General features: G+C 69.8%; 14 protein-coding genes and 3 pseudogenes. 9 read left to right on the top strand and 8 right to left on the bottom strand.

All coding sequences use genetic code 11. From position 1 onward, the window contains the following. Nucleotides 1–163: 163 nt before the first annotated feature. Together K415_RS21270 and xseA are read right to left on the bottom strand one after the other, a co-directional pair. Nucleotides 164–412: pseudogene (locus K415_RS21270) on the bottom strand (exodeoxyribonuclease VII small subunit); the annotation flags it as partial. Then, nucleotides 409–1,794 carry an exodeoxyribonuclease VII large subunit gene (gene xseA / locus K415_RS0101615; RefSeq protein ID WP_155859553.1) on the bottom strand — a complete coding sequence of 462 codons (1,386 nt, stop codon included), beginning with the start codon at nucleotides 1,792–1,794 and terminating at the stop codon, nucleotides 409–411. The pseudogene K415_RS21270 and the gene xseA, both read right to left, overlap by 4 nt. Nucleotides 1,795–2,188: 394 nt before the next feature. Here xseA and K415_RS0101610 point away from each other — a divergent pair. Continuing rightward, nucleotides 2,189–3,193 (top strand): annotated as a pseudogene (locus K415_RS0101610) (4-hydroxy-3-methylbut-2-enyl diphosphate reductase); the annotation flags it as partial. Nucleotides 3,194–3,352: 159 nt separating this feature from the next. Here K415_RS0101610 and K415_RS0101605 read toward each other — a convergent pair. The 3 genes from K415_RS0101605 to K415_RS0101595 all read right to left on the bottom strand — a co-directional run bounded on the left by K415_RS0101605 (nucleotide 3,353) and on the right by K415_RS0101595 (nucleotide 7,308). Then, entirely contained in the window at nucleotides 3,353–4,741 is a 1,389-nt protein-coding gene (locus tag K415_RS0101605) for a DNA recombination protein RmuC (RefSeq protein ID WP_024285367.1), read from the bottom strand. A gap of 93 nt (nucleotides 4,742–4,834) precedes the next feature. After that, nucleotides 4,835–6,271 (bottom strand): HNH endonuclease signature motif containing protein, encoded by a 1,437-nt coding sequence (locus K415_RS24975; RefSeq protein WP_304412749.1) that lies wholly within the window; start codon nucleotides 6,269–6,271, stop codon nucleotides 4,835–4,837. Nucleotides 6,272–6,369: 98 nt separating this feature from the next. Beyond that, a complete protein-coding gene (locus K415_RS0101595) occupies nucleotides 6,370–7,308 on the bottom strand; it encodes an IS1595 family transposase (protein WP_024285365.1) in 939 nt (312 codons plus the stop codon). 299 nt (nucleotides 7,309–7,607) lie between these two features. Here K415_RS0101595 and ychF point away from each other — a divergent pair, with 299 nt between their 5' ends. From ychF to K415_RS0101580, 3 genes are read left to right on the top strand one after another with little or no spacing between them, the layout of a single operon-like run. Then, entirely contained in the window at nucleotides 7,608–8,720 is a 1,113-nt protein-coding gene (gene ychF, locus K415_RS0101590) for a redox-regulated ATPase YchF (RefSeq protein WP_024285364.1), read from the top strand. 9 nt (nucleotides 8,721–8,729) lie between these two features. Further along, nucleotides 8,730–9,242 carry a DUF2199 domain-containing protein gene (locus K415_RS0101585; RefSeq protein ID WP_155859323.1) on the top strand — a complete coding sequence of 171 codons (513 nt, stop codon included), beginning with the start codon at nucleotides 8,730–8,732 and terminating at the stop codon, nucleotides 9,240–9,242. A gap of 17 nt (nucleotides 9,243–9,259) precedes the next feature. Further along, nucleotides 9,260–10,795, top strand: a complete 1,536-nt coding sequence (locus tag K415_RS0101580; protein ID WP_231494796.1) for a HEPN domain-containing protein — start codon at nucleotides 9,260–9,262, stop codon at nucleotides 10,793–10,795. Nucleotides 10,796–10,953: 158 nt separating this feature from the next. On the opposite strand, the gene K415_RS0101575 is transcribed toward K415_RS0101580, so the two are convergent. Then, the gene (locus tag K415_RS0101575) at nucleotides 10,954–11,523 is read right to left on the bottom strand and encodes a hypothetical protein (protein WP_024285361.1); all 570 of its coding nucleotides are present in this window, start codon (nucleotides 11,521–11,523) and stop codon (nucleotides 10,954–10,956) included. A gap of 173 nt (nucleotides 11,524–11,696) precedes the next feature. Here K415_RS0101575 and K415_RS0101570 point away from each other — a divergent pair, with 173 nt between their 5' ends. After that, on the top strand, nucleotides 11,697–13,079 hold the full coding sequence (locus K415_RS0101570; RefSeq protein WP_024285360.1) for an IS1380 family transposase: 1,383 nt from the start codon (nucleotides 11,697–11,699) through the stop codon (nucleotides 13,077–13,079). 1,120 nt (nucleotides 13,080–14,199) lie between these two features. Here K415_RS0101570 and K415_RS0101555 read toward each other — a convergent pair. Then, entirely contained in the window at nucleotides 14,200–14,712 is a 513-nt protein-coding gene (locus K415_RS0101555) for a hypothetical protein (protein ID WP_024285359.1), read from the bottom strand. Nucleotides 14,713–15,173: 461 nt separating this feature from the next. On the opposite strand from K415_RS0101555, the gene K415_RS0101550 reads away from it, so the two are divergent. From K415_RS0101550 to K415_RS25070, 3 genes are all read left to right on the top strand, one after another. Next, the gene (locus tag K415_RS0101550; RefSeq protein WP_024285358.1) at nucleotides 15,174–15,764 is read left to right on the top strand and encodes a hypothetical protein; all 591 of its coding nucleotides are present in this window, start codon (nucleotides 15,174–15,176) and stop codon (nucleotides 15,762–15,764) included. 573 nt (nucleotides 15,765–16,337) lie between these two features. Beyond that, on the top strand, nucleotides 16,338–17,501 hold the full coding sequence (locus K415_RS0101540) for an IS30 family transposase (protein ID WP_231494959.1): 1,164 nt from the start codon (nucleotides 16,338–16,340) through the stop codon (nucleotides 17,499–17,501). A 625-nt stretch (nucleotides 17,502–18,126) separates the two neighbouring features. Beyond that, nucleotides 18,127–18,753, top strand: coding sequence for a VanZ family protein (locus tag K415_RS25070; RefSeq protein WP_081784833.1), 627 nt, complete (start codon nucleotides 18,127–18,129; stop codon nucleotides 18,751–18,753). Here the strand turns inward: K415_RS25070 and K415_RS23750 are convergent. Beyond that, nucleotides 18,701–19,081 carry a hypothetical protein gene (locus K415_RS23750; RefSeq protein ID WP_155859322.1) on the bottom strand — a complete coding sequence of 127 codons (381 nt, stop codon included), beginning with the start codon at nucleotides 19,079–19,081 and terminating at the stop codon, nucleotides 18,701–18,703. The genes K415_RS25070 and K415_RS23750 overlap by 53 nt on opposite strands. Nucleotides 19,082–19,432: 351 nt before the next feature. Between K415_RS23750 and K415_RS24460 the strand changes: the two are divergent. Beyond that, a pseudogene (locus tag K415_RS24460) lies at nucleotides 19,433–20,493 on the top strand (DDE-type integrase/transposase/recombinase); the annotation flags it as partial. Between the last annotated feature and the right edge of the window lie 6 nt (nucleotides 20,494–20,499).

Below are 20,499 nucleotides of genomic sequence, written 5' to 3'. Positions count from 1 at the left end.
CCGACGGGTCGGACTCCGATGGTGCGGGATCCGATGGTGCGGGATCCGATGGTGCGGGATCCGATGGTGCGGGATCCGACGGTGCGGGATCCGACGGTGCGGGATCCGCCTGGGTGAGTCGAGGCTGCGCCCGGTCGGCCCGCGCACTGTCGGGCTCCGTGCCAGCGGCCGCTGCCGACGACGGCGCCGTGTGCGACCGGGCTGCGTCGAGCCGGGCACGGGCACCGTCCAGCCACTGCTGACACCGCGCCGCGAGGGCCTCCCCGCGCTCCCACAGGCCGAGCGAGCCCTCGAGGGTCTCGTCCCCGGCCTCCAGACGGCTGACCACTGTCACGAGCTCGTCACGGGCCTGTTCATAGCTCATCTCGTCCACGGCTGGCATGGGCACAAGTAAACCGTGCCCCACCGTCATCGGGGACCGACCTCGTCCCGCGGGGCAGGCACTGCCGTGCCCTTCGCCACGACCGGGGATCCGGCGACTGTGGCCTTCGCCTTCGGCTGTGCCTTCGACGGTGCCTTGGCCTTCGGCCCCGCTCCGGTGACCTTCGGCCCTGCCCCGGTGGCCTTCGGTCCTGCTCCGGTGACCGCGGCCGGGACCACCCCGCGCGCGACCCGCAGCCGCAAGGCGGTGCCCACCGTGACGTCGTCGGGTGAGCGGACGACGGCACCGTCGTCGGCTCGCAGCACGACGGCGTAGCCGCGCTCCAGCGTCGCGGCCGGCGACAGGGCAGCCACCTGGGCGGACAGCCGGTCGACCTGCGCTGCACCTGCCCGGACCGTCCGGTCCAGCGCCCGGCCGGCGGCGTCACGCAGGTGGTCGATCTCGCTGCGGCGGCCCTCAAGCATGGTCTCGGGCCGGGCCAGCACCGGTCGGGAGCGCAGCGCGAGCAGTCGCTCGGCCTCCCGCCGGAGGCGCTGCGTCACCGCCGCCCCCATCCGGGTGCGCGCCTGGACGAGCCGGGTGCGTTCCTCGCTCACGTCGGGCACGATCCGCTTGGCCGCGGCGGTCGGGGTCGAGGCGCGGTAGTCGGCCACGAGGTCGAGCAACGGGGTGTCCTGCTCGTGGCCGATCGCACTGACCAGGGGGGTCCGGCACGCGGCCGCGGCACGCACGAGCGTCTCGTTGCTGAAGGCGAGGAGGTCCTCGAACGATCCGCCGCCACGTGCCACGACGATCACCTCGACCCGTGGGTCGGCGTCGAGCTCGGCGATGGCTGCGGTGACAGCGGGGACTGCCTGCACGCCCTGGACCGTGACCCGACGGATCTCGAAGGCGACCTCCGGCCAGCGCAGACGCGCGTTGGTCACGACGTCGTGCTCGGCGGCCCCCTGCTGTGCGCAGACCAGCCCGACGACGGCGGGCAGGAACGGCAGCGGGCGCTTGCGCTCGGCGTCGAACAGGCCCTCGGCCGCGAGCACGCCCTTGAGGTGCTCGATCCGCGCGAGCAGCTCGCCGACGCCGACGAGCCGCACCTGGTCACCGGTGAGGCCGAGCGCACCGGACTTGAGATGGAAGCTCGGCCTGGCGTGCACGACGAGGTGCGCGCCGTCCCGGACGACCCCGTCGCCACCGACTGCCGCGAGCGCCGAGGCGGGCAGGGTGACCGACAGCGACATGTCGACGTCGGTGTCACGCAAGGTCAGGAAGTACATCTGGTTCCAGCGCTTGAGGTTCAGCACCTGGCCCTCGACCCAGACCGGAGCCATCTTCGCGACGTACTCGGCGATCTTGGGGGAGAGGTGGCGCACCGGCCACGGCCGATCAGCTGTCGTCTCGAGGGCTCGGCCGGGCAGACCCGCGACCGATGCCGCGCGTCCGGTGACGGGGCGTGTCGGTCCGGTCCCGGCGCTGGTCGGCCCGGTCCCGCTGGTCGGCGCTGTACCGGTGCCGGGGTTGGTCGGCCCGGTGCCCACGACAGGCACGGTCCTGGCCGGACGGGTCGTCTCGCTCACCGGCCAAGACTGCCACGGACCGGTGACGGTCCCACCGTCCGTGCATCCATACGTCCGACGACGGTCGTCCGACGACCGTTGCCCCGACGACCGCTGGGCCGACGGCCGTCCGACGATCGTTGCGCGACGGCCGTTGCGCGGACGGCCGTCCGACGACCGTTGCGCCGTCGGCGCAGCCGGAGCCCGGTGGCGTGGCCGTTTCGTAGACTGAGGCGGTGATCCCCTCGCCCCCGCCCTCAAGCGTGTCCTGCTCGCGGCGCCTCGCGGCTACTGCGCAGGTGTCGACCGTGCTGTCATCGCCGTGGAGAAGGCGCTCGAGCACTACGGTCCGCCGGTCTACGTGCGCAAGGAGATCGTGCACAACAAGTACGTCGTCGAGACGCTGACCGAACGCGGCGCCGTCTTCGTCGACGAGACGGACGAGGTGCCCGAGGGCGCCCGGGTGGTCTTCTCAGCGCACGGCGTCTCGCCTGCCGTGCACGCTGCGGCCGCGGTCCGGTCACTGCAGACCATCGATGCGACCTGTCCGCTGGTCACCAAGGTGCACAAGGAGGCCGTCCGCTTCGCCGGTGACGACTTCGACATCCTGCTGATCGGTCACGCCGGTCACGAGGAGGTCGAGGGCACGGCCGGCGAGGCGCCCGAGCACATCCAGGTGATCAACTCACCGGACGAGGTCGACCTGGTCACCGTGCGTGACCCCGAGAAGGTCGTGTGGCTCTCGCAGACGACGCTGTCGGTCGACGAGACGATGGAGACCGTCCGGAGGCTGCGTGAGCGCTTCCCGAGCCTGCAGGACCCGCCGAGCGACGACATCTGCTACGCGACGCAGAACCGGCAGGTTGCCGTCAAGAAGCTTGCACCGGAGTGTGACCTGGTGATCGTGGTCGGCTCGGCCAACTCGTCGAACTCGGTGCGTCTGGTCGAGGTCGCCCTCGACGCCGGAGCCCGCTCCTCGTACCGCATCGACCGCGCCACGGAGATCGACCCGGCCTGGCTCGACGGTGTCACGACGGTGGGGGTCACCTCGGGCGCCTCCGTACCGGAGCTGCTGGTGCGCGACGTCCTGGAGCGGCTCGCCCAGGACGGCTTCGCGACGGTCGAGGAGGTCCGGACGGCCACCGAGGACCTCATGTTCTCGTTGCCCAAGGAGCTCAGGGCGGACCTCAAGGCAGCAGGTCAAGCCCCGTCGCGTCCCGAGCGGGGTCGCCGCCGTCCGCTGACCGTCGGGCCCGTCTGAGCCCCACGCGCTCCGGGACCGTCATCGGCTGCGTCTTCGCACCAACGCCGGTCATCGGTCGCACCGACGCACCGGCGACCGTCATCAGCTGCGCCTTCGCACCAGCGACCGGTGGTCCGGTCCTCGACCGGCGTAGCCGGCGTCTCCGACGGTCGCGCGTCATGTGCCGGTGCGTACCCCGTTGCCGGGCCCGTCCGCGCCGATGTCCTCGAGGCTGTCGAACGCCTCCCGGCCGCTGACCTCCTCGCGCGTGGCGATGTCCTCGAGGGCGACGACCCGCTGGCTCTGGGATGCGACGAGCTCGGGCGCCTGGAGCTGGCGTGCCACCCGGTCGACCTGGGCCGGCGTCTCGAGCTCCGCGTCGGTCACCTGCAGCTCCGCCATCCGCCGCGCACTGACAAGGACCCGAGACTCGAGCGAGCTGACCGACTCGTTGTAGGCCCGCACGGCACCGTCGAGCTGCCGGCCGAGTCGGCCGACGTGACCACCGAGCGTGGCGAGCCGGCCGTGCAGCTCACGCCCGAGTGTGAGCACCAGCTGGGCGTTCGCTGCGAGGGCCTCCTGACGCCACGCGTAGGCGACGGTGCGCAGGAGTGCGACAAGCGTCATCGGCGTGGCCAGCACGACGTTGCGCTCCATCGCATACTCGTAGAGGCCCGCGTCGACGTCGATGGCGGCGTGCAGGAAGGCCTCGGCCGGCACGAACATCACGACGAACTCGGGGGCAGGGGAGAACTGCTCCCAGTACTGCTTGGCGGCGAGGTCGTCGATGTGCTTGCGCAGGTGGCGTGCGTGCGCCGCCATGCGCTGCGCCCGAATGGTGTCGTCGGTGGCCTGCACGGCCTCGAGGTAGCCGAGGAACGCGACCTTGGCGTCGATCACGACCTGCTTGCCCCCACCGAGCTGCACGACCATGTCCGGACGCTGGATGCCGTCATCCGTGCGAGCGCTGCTCTGCTCGACGAAGTCGACGTGGTCGACCATCCCGGCCGCCTCGACGACGCGGCGCAGCTGGAGCTCGCCCCAGCGCCCTCGCACCTGGGACGAACGCAGCGCGGTCACGAGCTGCCCGGTCTCGGTGCGCAGCATGTCCGACGTCTCGCGCATGGCACGGACCTGCTCGCCGAGCGCGGCGTGACTCGATGCTCGAGCCTGTTCGGCGCTCGTCATCTCGGCCTTGACCTGGTCGAGCACCTTGGCGATCGGCTCGACGAGCGCGCGGACGGCCTGCTCGCGCTGCGTGAGCTCGCTGACCTGCGTCTGGTGGCTCGCCGCGAGTCGTTGGTCGGCCAGTGCGAGGAACTGCTCGTTGTTGCTGGCCAGCGCATCGGCTGCCACGGCGCGGAACTGCTCGCTGAGCCGCCGCTGGTCACCCTCGCGGGCCGCGACCCGCTCGGCTGCGAGCCGACGCTCCGCGGCCAGCTCGGCACGCGCCTGCGCCGCATCCACCTGGGCCTGACGCAGCTGTGAGGATCCTCGCTGGGCCGCCACGGCAGCACCGATGCCACAACCGACGACCAGAGCGATGAGGGCAATCACGATGTCCATGCGGCCAGGCTCCCAGCACGCTCTGACATCGAGGTGAGCCATCGAGCGGTGCCACCGGGCGCCTCCCGAGCGGTCAGTCGGGCCACCGGCACGTCAGTCAGGCCCGACCGGCGCGACCGGCCCGACCGGCCCGACCGGCGCGACCGGCCCGACCGGCGCGACCGGCGCGACCACCTGACCGCCCGGGGCGGCGAACGTGTAGCGCGCCCGGGCGACGTCGCCGTCGTCGCGGTCCGGTGCTGTCCGCGTGATCGTCAGGTCGCGTCGATGGACCTCGTGATGGTGGAACGAGCACAGGAGCGCGCCGTTCTCCACCGAGGTACGGCTGCCGTCGCGGTCCCACCAGCGGATGTGGTGCACCTCGCACCAGCGTGCGGGTGCCCCGCAGGTCGGCCAGCCGCACGACCGGTCTCGGGCGACGACGGCGCGTCGCTGTGCCCCGGTGTACGTGCGCTGCGTCCTGCCGAGGTCGACCGCAGCGCCGTCCGCGTCCAGCACGATCCGGGTGAGCTCGCAGTCGCAGAGCGCCCGTGCCACCTCGTTCATCGGTACCGGTGTGCCGTCGTCCAGCGTGACCGGCTCGAACGGCCTGGCCTCCCCGGCGTCCGTCTGCTGCGTCCCTCCGCCCCCGATCACCCGTGCCTGACGGTCGCGGAGACCGGCCCACGTCTCGACGTCCATCACGAACGACACGTGGGGACGCGCGGCCGCGCCGCTGCGCGTCTCGGGGAGGGCCAGCAAGGTGTCGGCCAGGACGGCGAGCGCATCGGCGCGGCGTTGCTCGGCGGTGCGTTCGTCGTCCACGGCGGGTCGCGGTGAGACGGACTCGAGGGCGAGTCGCAGACGGTGACCGGTCATCGCGTCGAGGAGTGCGTTGACCCTGGTCCCGTCGGGCGTCTCGGTCAGGTGCAGGTAGCGGGCCGCCCGCTGCGCCTGGTGCCCGCGCTCGTGCGCCTCGGCGTCGACCCTGGCCGCCCAGCGTGCCGCGGCGCGGCCGAAGGCGCCGGCGTCGACCCTGCGAGCGATCCCGAGCAGCTCGGCCTGGCCGGCGTCTGACGTCATCACCTGGCGCACCGGTTCCGGTACCCCGGCCGCGACCCGGGCCAGGACGTCGACGTGCTCGAGCGTGATCGCTCCCTCGACGGCGGCCGACCGGACGTGCGGCAGCTCGGCGAGGGCCTCTGCCTGGCGCACCTGAGCCGCTGCAGCACGGACCCCGGTGCGGGCCGTCCTGCCTCGCCACGCCTCGAACGACGGGTCTCCCGAGCCCCGCCAGCCACCGCCGACCTGCTCCGCGACCAGGAGCTCACCACGCATGGAGGTCAGCTCGGCGATCACCAGGTCCACCTGCTTGAGCAGTGCGCCACGCTCGTCGGCGCGAAGTGCCTGGACGGCAGGCGCGGCGTCGCGAAGGGTCGCGGCCGCCGCGCGCAGACGCTCGACGGCCGAGCCGACCGACGACGCTCGCGTCGTCACCGCCGGGGTCTGCGCCGTGCGGGGCACGGAGGAGAGATAGCGCGTCGACGGCATCGACACCTGGCCACCCCCTCAACCCCTGCTGTACTCGTGATCGGCAGACGATCGTTCGAACATATGTATTGGGTATCTGCTTGAGTCAAGTGTGCAGGTCAGACGCTGTTTTCGGTGCCGCCGATGAGGCTAGTCAGGGGGTGGGGGTCGGTGGCGACGGCTTGTTGGAGCAGGCGGTAGAACAGCAGGCCGCGTGAGCGTGAGGAGCGACGGTTGAACCGGAAGGTGAACTCGTCGAGGTAGTAGTCCAGCTGGCGCTTGGAGATCCCGTGGTGCAGGGTCCCGGCGACCCAGCGTTTGAGCAGCGAGGCAACCAGGTGGACCCCGGGCAGGTACTCGTGGGCCGGCTCGACCGAGGAGATCAGGACCCGGTACTCGTGGGTGAAGCCCTGCTCGCCGAGCTGGCGCAGGTTGCGGGCGCCGTCGGTGCGGATGTGCGCGCCGGGGGCTATCACCCGGTGGGCGAAGTCCACGAGCTGGTTGGAGTTGCGTGCATCGGCCCTGGCCAGACGGATCCGGCCGATCTTGCGGCCCCCGGGGGTCTCGACCGCGACCATCACCGGGACCTTGGTGATCACCACGCTCGACGCCTTCTTCGCGCGCCCACCGACCATCGTCTCGTCCAGCTCGACGACCCCGGCCAGCAGCTCACGCTCGGGGCGGACCATCGCCCGGCGCAGCTTGTGCATCCACGCCCAGGCGGTCTCATAGGACCCGAACCCCAGGACCTGCTGCAACGTGCTGGCCGAGACCCCGTTCTTCGACGCGCAGACGAACCAGATCGCCGCGAACCACGTCGTCAACGGTGTGTGGGACCGGTGGAAGATCGTGCCCGCCGTGACCGACGTCTGACGCCCGCACCCCGAGCACATCCACATCCCCCGCCGGGCGGTGCGCCACGCCCGGTCCGACCCGCACCCCGGACACACGAACCCGCCCGGCCAGCGCAACCGGGCCAGGTACGCCAGGCAGTCCGCCTCCGTGGAGAACCACGCCACCAACTGCTGATGGGTGCGCGGGTAGTCCACCCCTGCCACCGGAATCCGCTCGTCCATACCCCAGAATCTACTGGACTCAAGCAGATACCCAATACGTATGTTCGAATCCCACCGTACCGGGACGAACCGGACAAGGCCTGCGTCGCACGACAACCCGAACGACCACCCGCCGACAGCCCGCACGACAGCCCGCACGACCACCCGCACGACCACCCGCACGACAACCCGCACGACCACCCGCACGACCACCCGCACGACCACCCGCACGACCACCCGCACGACCACCCGCACGACCACCCGGACGGGCCCCGTGCACGTGGACCGTAGACTCGTCGCCCGTGGCACTCACCATCGGCATCGTCGGCCTGCCCAACGTCGGCAAGTCCACCCTCTTCAACGCACTGACCTGCAACCAGGTGCTCGCCGCGAACTATCCGTTCGCGACGATCGAGCCCAACATCGGCGTCGTGCCCCTTCCGGACCCCCGCCTCCAGATCCTCGGGAACCTCTTCAGCTCGGAGCGGCTCGTGCCCGCCGTGGTCTCCTTCGTCGACATCGCCGGCATCGTGCGCGGTGCGAGCGAGGGGGAGGGGCTCGGCAACAAGTTCCTCGCTAACATCCGTGAGGCAGACGCGATCTGCCAGGTCATCCGGTCTTTCGTGGACGACGACGTCGTGCACGTCGAGGGCCGCGTCGACCCGGCGGACGACATCGAGACGGTCAACACCGAGCTCGTCCTGGCTGACCTGCAGACGGTCGAGAAGGCCCTGCCGCGGATCGAGAAGGAGGTCCGCGGCAAGAAGACCGACGCGGCCGTCCTGGTAGCCGCGCAGCAGGCGCAGATCGTCCTTGCCGAGGGCTCGACCCTCTTCGCGGCGCAGGACCGTCTGGCCAAGGCGGGTGTCGAGCCGGCCGCCCTGCGAGAGCTCCAGCTCCTGACGACCAAGCCGTTCATCTACGTCTTCAACACCGACGACGCGGGCCTGGCCGACGAGGCGATGAAGACGCAGATGCGCGACCTGGTGGCTCCTGCCGATGCGATCTTCCTCGACGCCAAGCTCGAGGCGGAGCTCACCGAGCTCGAGCCGGAGGACGCTGCGGAGATGCTCGCCGAGTCGGGCCAGACCGAGCCCGGGCTCGCGCAGCTCGCGCACGTCGGCTTCCACACCCTGGGTCTGCAGACCTACCTCACGGCCGGCCCGAAGGAGGCCCGCGCGTGGACCATCCGCCAGGGCTGGACCGCACCCCAGGCCGCGGGCGTGATCCACACCGACTTCGAGCGCGGCTTCATCAAGGCCGAGGTGATCAGCTTCGAGGACCTCGTCGAGACCGGCTCGATCGCCGCAGCCCGTGCGGCAGGCAAGGCGCGCATCGAGGGCAAGGACTACGTCATGGCCGACGGCGACGTCGTGGAGTTCCGGTTCCAAGTAACATCTGGCAACCAGAAGTAGTTTCGGCCGATGAGGCTCTGGTCGCGGGGGCGGCGGCGGTGCCCGTGCTGCGGCGCCGCGCTCCATGTCGCGGACCGGCACGAGCGCTTCACGCTGCCCGATCCGGCCCTCGAACCCGGACCGTGGCATGACGCCGAAGACTGGTGGATGAACGACGGGGACGCCCGTACTTCCGTCTTCATGCAGGTGCCGGGCTTAGGTTCTTTCGTTCGAGCGCTCCTCCCAGTGCAGTTGGGACGCTCGCACAAGCTGACGTTCGGCGTATGGATAGGTGTCACGCCCGACGACCTGAAGCGCGCTTCCGAGGTGTGGTGGGAGCCGGAGTACGCCGAGCTGGTCATCGATGGGAGGCTCGCCAATGCACTGCCGCCGGACATAGAGGTCGGGGCACCGGTCCGCCTGGTCGTGCGCGATCCCGAGCACACTCCCTACTGCGACTCAAGCACAGACCCACGCTTGCAGTCGCTGCTGACCTCGACCTGGGCCGCGGTTGACGGGGATCCGGTGCGTCCGGTCGGGTAAGCGCCGATGGAGGTGCGGTGGAGTCCGCTGGCGAAATGCAGCTGTCCTACGGTGCAAGGGCGAAAACCATGGCGAATGATCCGCTGAACCTCGACGAGGCCGCCGAGTGGGCCGGCATCTGGTGGCTGCCGGACGATCCTGACGAGCGGATCGCAGGCGTGCTCCGCTACGAGCCGGAGACCGGCTTGGCGCTTTCGCTGATCGGCGCGTTCGAGGACCGCATCATGTCGAGCCTTTCGCCTGGCGTCGTCGCGGTCCACGAAGGGACCCTGACGTGGGAGGTGATCCACGGTGCGGCGGAGCAGCGCGAGATCACCCTCCTCGGCTGCGTACCAACTCGCACCAGGCGAACCATCGGTGCGCGAGTAAAGAGCCCGGACAGACAGATCGTGAAGGCGACGACGGCGTTGATCGGGGCGCACGTCAGGGGGCAGGGCGAGGCAGCGTTCTCCGCAGCCGAGGTGTCCGTGGAAGACCTTGAGCTCTGGGCGGCCTCATCGGTCTTCGAGGGCTCGTGGGGAACCACCGGAGGCAAGCCGGACGGAAGCGGACGCATCTCCGTGAAGCCGGTGGGCTCCGAGTCAGTCACGGTCGACGGCACCGAGTTCCGCCTCACGCACCGACGCACGCTGCCGTTTCTCGATCAACTCAAGGGCGGCACGGTAGGGCGCATGCGCGACACCGTGTTCGTGAGGGTTGTCCCCTCACAGCCGTTCTCGTTGACGGTCGCACTGGAGGCCGCAGGGTCCGTACAGGACCTGATCGCGCTGGCCACACACCAGGCCGCCGGCGTGATCTGGCTTCGACTCGAGCTGGCGGAGATCGGCGCAGCGTCGCCCGCCGACCGTCCTGCCCTGCACCGGAGCGTTGACGTGCTCTACGCGCCCCCAGCGCTCGGCAAGCACGATGCCAAGGCCGTCGAGCACCACCGTGTCTTCTTCACGTGCGAATCAATACCGTTCGAGACGATCGTCCCCCGCTGGGGCGAAGCGCGTGGGCGGTTGCGGGCGGCAACTAACATGATCATGGGTCTCCGATACGCACCCGCGCGCTACATCGAGAGCAATCTTCTGACCGCCGTCGGTGCCGCCGAGGTACTACATCGCGGGCTCGGCATCGATGAAGGGCCGTTTCCCCCGGACGTCTTCGATACCATGCGTGGCGCGATGCTTGCGCAGGTCCCTGAAGAGCACCGGGACAGGCTTAAGGGATCAATCCGCAATGAACCGACGCTTCGGGACCGGCTCCTCGCGCTTGCCGCCCGTCCCGACCAGGAGGCCATCGGTTTGCTCATGCCGGATGTGGACAGGTGGGCGCGACGCACGACACGAGCGCGCAATGACCTCGCGCATGAGGGCACGACGCCTGGTCACTCCTTCGAAGAGCTGTTCGCCGTCGTGGAGGTGACCACAGCCGTCGTCATCCTCAACGTCATGCAGGAGCTCGGGCTACCCGCAGAGCGACAGCGCGCCATCGTGCAGGAGCATCCTCAACTCAGGGCAACGGCCCGGGCCGCGCGCGAGTGGCTGGTCTCTCCTGGGTCCGGGGCTTAGGGCGCACGTGCACTGGTCAACCTCCGGTTCCTAGTGACATCTGGCAATCAGGGGCAGCCGCTACGCGCGGCGATTCTGAGCCCCCTCGCCGACCGAAGGCCCCGGCCGCCGCGCTGCGCCGGGTTGCGAGACGTCGCGCGTGTTGCAGGGTTGCCGATTCAGCGCTCCTGAACCGTGCTCCCGCTAGCCCAGGTCGTCTTGCGCGGCGTCCTGGGCAACGGCTCGACGCCTAGGTCGGCGCGCATCGCTTCGAGCGCCAGGTGGCACTCCCACTCGGCGCCGTCGAAGCTCGGGTCTTCGTCGTCCCGCAGCGCATGGTGTGCGAAGCCGTTCGCGAGCGCCAGGAGGTGGTTGGTCTCGTTCGTGGCGTCCCAGATCGCCTGCCGCACCGACTCGGGCGCGAGCATGTCGATCTCGGCCAGGACCTCCTGGTAGCGGCTCCAGGCCGCCTCCGAGTCCTTCTGGCGAGCTTCGTGGCCGTCCTCGGTCGGGTCGTGCATCGTGAGGTTGGCGACGGCGTACAGGCGGTCGTGAAGCACTCGCTGCATCTCTACGTAGATCAGGCGCTTCTCCTGCACCCATCGCTTCTCGCGGTCAGCCGCGCGTTCGCCATGAGCACGGACCTCCTCGCGTTCGTGCTCGCGGCGCTCGTTGCGGAAGTAGGTGAACCCGCTCCACACGAAGCCGAGGCCACCGAGCACGAGCGCGACGGCGGTGCCTGGGTCCATGCTCGGAACCTATCGAGAACATCAGCCCGCCGTGCGCAGTTCGTCGGCGCCTAGCCTCGCGCTTTCATGGCAGGGGGCGTTGGGGTCGTGGCGTGACGTGAAAAGTGCTCCTGACCTGGGATGATGTGGCTTGTCGAGGGCCGTGTCAGTCCAGTTCGAGGAGCACCTTTCAGGTGAAGCAGACTACCGGGTTCTATCCGCGGCTGACGGTCGACACGAGCGGGCGGACAGCGGTGGGCCAGGCCGGTGGGGTGCTGTTGTGCTCCACGGTCCGGGCTGCGGGTCTGGACGTGGCCCTGTCGGGCGAGCTGGCCAGGTGGCGGCGGCCGACGGCCAGGCATGACCCGGCCAAGGTCCTGCTGGACCTGGCGATCACCTTGGCCCTGGGTGGGGACACCTGCTCAGACCTGGCGGTGGTCCGCGCCGAGCCGGCGGTCTTCGGGGCGGTGGCCTCCGACCCGACGCTCTCGCGCACGATCGCGACCCTTGCCGGCGACGCCGACCGGGCGCTGGCCGCGATCGACCGGGCCAGGGCCACGGCCCGAGCGCGGGTCTGGGAGCGGGCCGGGGCCGGCGCCCCGGACCATGACGTCAGCGCCGACGCCCCGCTGGTCGTGGATGTCGACGCGACCCTGGTGATCGCGCACTCGGAGAAGGAGAACGCCCGCCCGACGTTCAAGAAGGGCTTCGGGTTCCACCCGTTGTGCGCGTTCGTCGACCACGGGCCCGCCGGGACCGGTGAACCGTTGGCCATCATGCTGCGGCCCGGGAACGCCGGGTCGAACACCGCCGCCGACCACATCACCGTGATCAGCGCCGCGTTGCGTCAACTGCCCGGAGCCCGGCGCGGGAAGTCGGTGCTGGTGCGCATCGACGGGGCGGGGTCCACCCACAAGGTCATCGACTGGCTCACCGGTCGCCGGTTGTCCTACTCGGTCGGGTTCACCCTGCCCGAGAACACCCCTGACCTGCTACGACTCATCCCCGAGCACGTGTGGACCGAGGCGTGTGACGCCCACGACGCCGTCCGGGACGGGGCATGGGTCGCCGAGCTTACGCACCTGCTGGACCTGACCGGCTGGCCGCCCGGGATGCGCGTGATCGCCCGCAAGGAACGGCCCCACCCCGGAGCCCAGCTGCGGTTCGACGACGTTGAGGGGATGCGGATCACCGCGTTCGCGACCAACACCGTCCGCGGCCAGCTGCCCGACCTGGAGCTGCGCCACCGGCGCCGGGCCCGCTGCGAAGACCGGATCCGCATCGCCAAGGACACCGGCCTGGCCAACCTGCCCCTGGCCTCCTTCGCCGCCAACCGGATCTGGTGCGCCGTCGTCGCGTTGGCCGCCGACATCACCGCCTGGATGCAGATGCTCGCGTTCGCCGACACCGCGGCCCGCCGCTGGGAACCCAAGAAGCTGCGCTACCGGATCTTCACCATCCCCGCGACACTGGCCCGCACCGGACGACGCGTCCGGCTGCACCTGTCGGCCCGATCCCCCTGGGCCCACCCGACCCTGACCGGCCTGAGCCGCCTGGCCGAACTCGCCCCGGGCTGAACCCCGCGAACTCGTCCCCACGACCCCGCCCGACCCCCGGCCATGGAACCGGCGCCCACCCGAGGCGAGACCCGGGAACCTGTCACACCCAACCGCAACAATCAGACCCCAGCGACGCCACCGACGGCCGCCCCACCGACCTCAGCCGCACCGCGAAAGATCGAGGCTAGCGGTTTGATCGCCGCTCGCCGATGACGATGAAGGCCCACACCAGCAGACCCGCCGCGCGGCGGAGGGACCGTGGGAGGCGTCACATACCGTCGACAGCACGACGGTGCCCCCACAGGAAGGCTCGATCATGTGCAACGGGAAGCCCGGACTGTGCTGCCCTACACGGGTGCGGAAGGCCGCTGCGGCGCGCGAGGCGCAGTACGAGGACACATTCCCCGCCGGCCCGCCGCTGCTCCCGCTCGCGACCTTCGACACGGATGAGCTGGCCGACGCAGCCTGACCCCCTACCGACGTGAAGGCCCCCACCGGGTTCGAGGGTGGGGGCCTTCTCCATGCGGTCGGGGGGTCGTACGCTCGCCCGATGGATACCCCTGAGCCTCCCGCTCTCGCCGCCGGGGGGAGTGTCGAAGCTTGGCTCGACGGCCTGGACCCGGGGGCCACCCCAGCCCGCAACGGGCGCTACCTTCGCGCCGTCGCCGAAGCCCAAGACGCTGCCGACGCTGCCGACCAGCGCCTCCGGGACGCCGTTGCCGAAGCTCGCGCGGCCGGCGAGTCGTGGGCTTCGATCTCCGTTGCTCTGGGCACCTCCGGGCTGACCGCCCGCCGGCAGTTCGGGCGTGGACCACACGTGACCGGTGATGTCGACGTCGCCCTTCCGGATGATGAGCTTTCCGCCTGGGAGGGCGCGGGTGACGGCGGGCGGGAGCGGCCGGTGGCTCGGGGTCACCATCCCGGAGCTTGACGGCCACACCCGGGCGGCGGCGCTCGCAACCGTGCCCCAGGCGGTGCAGGAGTAGGCGGGAGCCACTCTCGGGATCGCCCCGGACCTGGTCGACTTCGACGTGCGGGACGGCAACCCCACCGACACAGGCGTCGACTCTGAGAGCCGAGCCATGCCGCCCGGGCCGTCAGCGCGTACGGCGAGATGAGCTCGGCCCAGAAGCGGAGATCAACGGACACCCAATGAGGGGCGGGGCCTCGCCCGTTCCCGCTGGGCGTCGGGTTCGGGGTCCGCCGCCGCGAGCAGGACCTGCTCGAGCAGTTCCCGGGTGTGCGCTCGCTGCACCCGGAGGAGTCCGAGCATCGTGGTGGCATGCCGCAACTGCTGCTGCACGTCGGCCAGTGCGAGGCGCAGGTCGGTCACCTGAGGGCCCTCCGGCGACTCCGCAGTGTCCTCCCGGTCGTCGTACGAAGTAACCACGCCGCCCTCCCGGTGGACGACCGCGACCGGCCGCGATGCCGAGACCACGGACGCCGGGACGTGGTCGGCCGGGACGTCCTTGGGTACCCACCGCTCCAAGGTCTTGCGCACCGGTGAGCGACCGCCCTCCCGTGACGCCGCGGCCTCCAACTCCGCGGCGACCTCGGAGATGGCATCGGCACGAGGAAGGGGCGGGTCGGCACTCATGAGCTCGCGGATCTGGGCGACGACCGCCTCGTGAACCGCGTCATACCTGGACATCCGAACCTCCCATGCCTCATGCCGCTGCTCTCGACGCCTGAGGTTCGCCCCCCTTCCGTGGCGCTCGTGGGACGAAAGGCCCGGCTGCTGATCGCGTGCAGATTGCGGCGTGCCCTAACGCGAAGACGTTCTCGCAGCGCCCAGGGCCGGTGACCGGCGGCCTCAGCCGGCGGGACCTCGCGCCGCGCTAGACGCCCGGCTGAGAAATGCGTCTGGTCGAATCTGCACGGCCGGGTGGACTCACGACCTTCTGCGAAGAGTTCCATGATCGTCGGGTTGTCCAGCTACGGACTTGATCTTGCATGCAGGCGTGCTACCTGCGGAATCACCGGGACTCGGGATCCTCACCTACGTCCCCGATCCGCCGGTCGTGGTCGACCAGTCTCCCTACGGGTTGCCTGCGCGGCGTGGACGATGTGCCACGCTGATGGTCTGCGGACTGTGAGCACAGGGAGTTGGCCATGACCGGAGACCCATCGCCTGGCGACTTCCACTTCGGGTCCGTCCCGTTGACGCCGGAGATGGTTCGCGACTGGGACGTCGAGAACCGGAGCAGGTGGGCTCGGCGCCGGTCGTTTCGTTCGCTGGATGACGCGTTCGACGCCTACGGGTTGCAGTCGACGGCGGCCCGGGAGCTCGTCCGGGCATGGGGGTCAGCGTTCGTGGCGGACCCGGCGTACCGATGGATGTTCTACGTGACGAAGCCGTTCGTGGACGACGCAGTGCGCGAGTTGGACCAACTGCTCGCCTCTCCCGGTGGATTCGTGCGCATCTGGATGCCACCCACTGCGGGGTACCTTGCGATCGGTGGGTTGGTCCCCACAGCCAGCGATGACCCTGTGGACGGCGAGCGGATCGCTGCGCAGATCTACAAGACCCATCTGGAGGTCCTGCATCTCGCGGTGGCGGGTCAAGTCGTGGACGCTCAGACGATTTGGTACCCCGGCGAGCGACCTCACCCACGCGCCCCGGCTGCGCGCCGCCTGAGCGAGACGTGCCCGACGTGCGGGTTGCTACTCCCCGCTACCGGGACCTGCGACGACTGCGGGTGACGTCCAGCCGCTCCCCACAGGTCCCACCGCGGGGCGGAACGGAGAAGGCGCCGCGTCGTGCGCAGGGGCCGCGAACGCTCAGGAAAGGGCTCAGCCATCCTCGCCCCGGTCGCACGCGTCTTCGGCCGTGGCCGGTGGGGACGGAGGGCTCCCGCGGCGTGCTGGCGTGGCCGACGCCGGGTTCGTCGGCGGGGGCCCACCGGTGTGGGGGTGGCCGCCGACTGCGGAGTACCCCCCGCTCCGGGGTGCGATCCACGGCCGAGAACGATCGCGCCCACGTTCGCCACGGTCCATCCACTGATCGTGTCACCTGGAGGATGCCAACTACACCCCCGGGACCTCGTCGCCGATCGCCGCGCCAACGTCGCCCGTGACTCGGCCGTCAGGTCCGAAGCGAGCGAGTACGTTGACGGCCATGTCGACCTTCGGGCGCGATGGTGCGCCCGGTGGACTGGGGGCCAATCGTGGAGTTGGCGGATTCCAGCGAACGACGCAACACCTTGAGGTGATTGAGGTGTCGAAGTGGCTGGTCGAGGCAAGCCTGGTCGGGAGCCGGACGGGGCGAAGCGGGAGATGTTCGCGGCGCTGATTGCCAGGGGTGAGTCCTCGGCGCAGGCGTCGAGGATCGTGGGGATCAACCCGCGCACGGGCAAGCGGTGGCGCAACGGACGCAAGGTCGTCTCTTCCAGCGGGCGGGTGCTGGAGTATGCGCCGGTGATCGCAACACGCTCCCGGCCTGAGCCCTCGGTCCGCTGCTTGTCCCAGGACGAACGGATCAGGATCGCCGACCTGCGCCGCGAGGGGCTCTCGGTCCGGCAGGTCGCGGCACGGCTGGGTCGGGCGCCTTCGACGGTCAGCCGCGAGCTGCGCCGCCACGCCCGAGAGGACGGGTCCTACCGGCCGTTCGAGGCGCACCGGCAGGCGCTCAAGGCACTGGCTCGCCCGCGCCGCTCGCGTCTGGCCGGCGATGAGCAGCTGTGCGAGTACGTGACCTGCAAGCTCAAGGCGCACTGGAGCCCGGAGCAGATCGCGCACGAGCTGCGCGTGGTCTTCCCCGACGACCCGTCGCGGTGGGTGTGCACCGAGACGATCTACCAGGCCGTCTACCGCCCCGACCTCGGCGGCCTGCCGCGTGAGCTGCCCGGGCGGGTGCTGCGCCGCCGACGCCGTCAGCGTGTCGCACGCCGCCATGCTCAGGCCCGCCGACCGCGGTCGATGGGGCGGATGGTCTCGATCAGTCATCGGCCCGCGACGGTGCTCGAGCGGGTCGAGCCCGGCCATTGGGAAGGTGACCTGATCGTCGGGTCCGCCAACAAGTCAGCGATCGTCACGCTCGTCGAGCGCACCACCCGGTTCACGCTCCTGGGTCACCTGCCGGGCCGGTTCCACGGCGCCGAACCGGTGCGTGAGGCCGTCGTCGCGGCACTCGCCCAGCTGCCGGCGCACCTGCGCCGGACCCTGACGTGGGACCAGGGCAGCGAGATGGCGTTGCACGAGAAGATCACCACGGTCCTGGACCTGCCGGTCTACTTCGCTGACCCGCACTCCCCGTGGCAGAGACCAACGAACGAGAACACCAACGGGCTGCTGCGCGACTGGTTCCCCAAGGGCTCCGACCTGTCCGTGCACCCCGCCTCGCATCTGGAACTCGTGGCCGCCGAGCTCAACACCCGACCACGCAAGACACTCGGCTGGGACACCCCCACCGCCCGCCTCGCTACGCTCATCTCGACATAGGCCGTGTTGCGTCGACCGCTGGAATCCGCCCCGGCGCCAGGGGGTCAGTTTTCACGCAGCGTCGACACCACCAACCCGCCGACCCGATGGCCCTGCTCGCCGTCGTGCTGCTGGCCCTCGGGTCGGCCGGCCCACGGTCGCCGACGCTTCTCAAGCTCGCCTGCGCCGCGCACCTGCGCGAGACCGGGCACACCATCGCGGACATCGTCGCCAAGACCGGGATCACTCGGCCAGCTTGGACCGGCACCTGCCGCCTCGGCCGTCGAGGAGCTGACCGCAGCGCCGAGGTCGGGCAACCCTGGCCTATGTAGGGCCCGCGTCGGCCCGCTGATCGGTGTGGACCTGGCTCGTACCGGTGTCGCTGCCCACCCAACCTCCCGCCGTGCTGCCTTGCCCCATTGTGTTGTGGGTTCGGCGTCACCCGATCGGAGGAGTCCCCGGACCCAGCAACCAGCCGTTGAGTCACATCCCCCCGTGACGTGGGAGTCTGCGCAGACAGGCAGTTCAACGCTTCCTTGAGCGTTCGCCCGGCCGACACTCCGGCCAACAGCGCACGCTGGGTCCGCCGCAGGGATTACGGTACTCGGGCACAGCAGACACGGCAGGGTCCACCAGGGGGAGCCAAATGCAGTACTTTCGAATGATCTACGCAGCGCCTCTCTTCGCGGTTGCGCTTGTCGCTGGCGTGTTTGCAGTCGCTGGCACCCGATGGGGCATCGCGCGAGGTCACGAGCGGCGCGTCGCGGCAAGCACCGCGATGATCGCTGCGGGAATGTCGGCCGCCGCAGTGATCACAGCTGCGATCACCTTGCCCAGCGCGGGCGCGGCGGCACCGGACCGGTATCTCAGTCTCAATGTTCTGACCGAAATCGGCCAACAGGCCGCGGACGCCGCTCATTCGTCCACGGCGGCCGCCCAGCTGCTCATCAATCTCTTGCTCCTAAGTTGGCTTGGCGCTCTTTTACCGCTCCTTATCCCGCGCCTGAAGGTACCTTCCACCACAGCAATCGTCGTGGCTGCGTCATTGTTTATCGAGTCCATGCAGTACTGGATGAATGACGGTCGCGCTGCAACGCTCTCTGACGTCGTCTTGAACAGCCTTGGTGGCCTGGCCAGTGCCGTCGTAGGAGTGAACGTCCTGCGCCCTCGGCTGGCGCGTTGGCGCGAACCCGAGGGCGCAGGCGAGGAGCGATCAGTGCCTACCAGTAGTACACAGTCCCGTTCACGGTCTTCCAGTTCTCATCAAAACTGACGGGCCCGCTCCGATCGAAGTACATGCGATAAGTCCCTGCGGGCGCGGACGGATAAGTGAACGTGTACACGCCGCTCGCGCAGTACACGTTCTTCCTCGTCCCGTAATCGGCCCAACTCGCGAGCTGGCCCTGCTTCTGGAGCTGGAACCGGATGTAATCGTAGCCGGGTGTGCAGTTTCCGGCGTCGACGGTGATCTTGATCTCACCGCCGGCGTTGCTGAAGGTTCCCGACTGGAGACTGGCTTTGAATTCTCCGCTGTAGGTCCAGGTTCGCGTATACGCCGATGCGGACGAGGCGTTCATGACGAGGGCAAAGACCATTGCCATAACAGCGAGTGCGCGAGCACGAGCGTGTGGGTGTGCGGCAACCACAGCAGATTCCATTGAAGTATCCCGTCCCCTTGATGGCCTCGCTCAAGCGGCGAGGCGGCACGTGAGTCTCTCGGTCGCGCGCTCATCGTGTCAACAGCGCTGATACCGGCGGTCACAGCCCAGGTCAGATCCAACGCTCGGGTGTCTCCTCGGCTGACGCGGAGGGGCCAGCTGAGGGGCGTGGCCCTACGGGTCAGGGTGAGTTGAGGCCGGTGGTTCATAGCAAGTCCGCTGTTGGCGTGGGGCGAGAACCAGGAAGTCTTCATCATGAGTTCGTCTTTGATCGCGGTGCGCGACGATGGTCGTATGAGTAGCCCTGGGCCTCGCTCGGGGGGTCCGACCTCGAGGAGGTCGTTCTCCTCGGCGCAGAAGGTTGAGCATCTGGCCGCGTACGAGGTGGCCCTGGAGAACGGCCAGGGTGGGGCGTATCTGCGTGAGCACGGGTTGTACTCGTCGCTGATCAGCGAGTGGCGCCGATTGCGGGACGCGGGGGTCCTGGCGGGCAAGCAACCCGGGGAGCGGATCGGCAAGCTGACCGCTGAGCAGGCGGAGATCGCCCGGTTGCGGCGCCAGCTCGATAAGGCCGAGCGGAGGTTGGCGACCACGGAAGTGGCGCTTGCGATCATGGGAAAAGCACACGAGCTCTTGGAGGAGATATCCAAGAGCTCGCGGGACGAGCACGGGCCCAGCGCACGCTGATGGCCACCTACCGTGAACTGTCCAGCCACGGGGTCCCGACCAGGGCCGCGGCGGTCCTGGTCGAGGTGGCGCGGGCGACCGCGACCCGCCGGCCCCGCACCCCGGTGGTGACCAGATCGAGGGTGCCGGTGAACAGGCTGACCGGCGACGAGCGGGCCGAGATCTTGGCGGTCGTGAACTCGGCCCGGTTCGTGGATCTGCCCCCGATCCAGATCTACGCGCACCTGCTCGACGAGGGCGTGTATCTGGGGTCGATCTCCACGATCTACCGCGTCCTGACGGCGAACGCGCAGGTCAAAGAGCGCCGCCGCCTGGCCCGGCACCCCGCCAGGGCGATCCCCGAGCTCGTCGCCACCGCCCCCGGGCAGGTCTACACGTGGGACATCACCAAGCTCGCGGGGCCGGTCAAGGGCAAGTACTTCGACGCGTACGTGATGATCGACATCTACTCCCGCTACATCGTCGGCGCGCACGTGCACGCCCACGAGTCCGCCGTCCTAGCGACGGAGATGATGCGGGAGATCTTCGCTGTCCACGGCGTCCCGCACGTCGTGCACGCCGACCGCGGCACGTCCATGACGAGTAAGACCGTCGCGACGCTGCTGGCCGATCTCGAGGTCACCAAGTCTCACAGCCGGCCCCGGGTGAGCAACGACAACCCCTACAGCGTTCAA

Origin of the sequence: Cellulomonas sp. KRMCY2 (genome assembly GCF_000526515.1) — a bacterium.
GTDB lineage: Bacteria > Actinomycetota > Actinomycetes > Actinomycetales > Cellulomonadaceae > Actinotalea.
The sequence above is the reverse complement of the archived record's forward strand: the minus strand, read 5'-3'. Positions and strand labels throughout refer to the sequence as shown.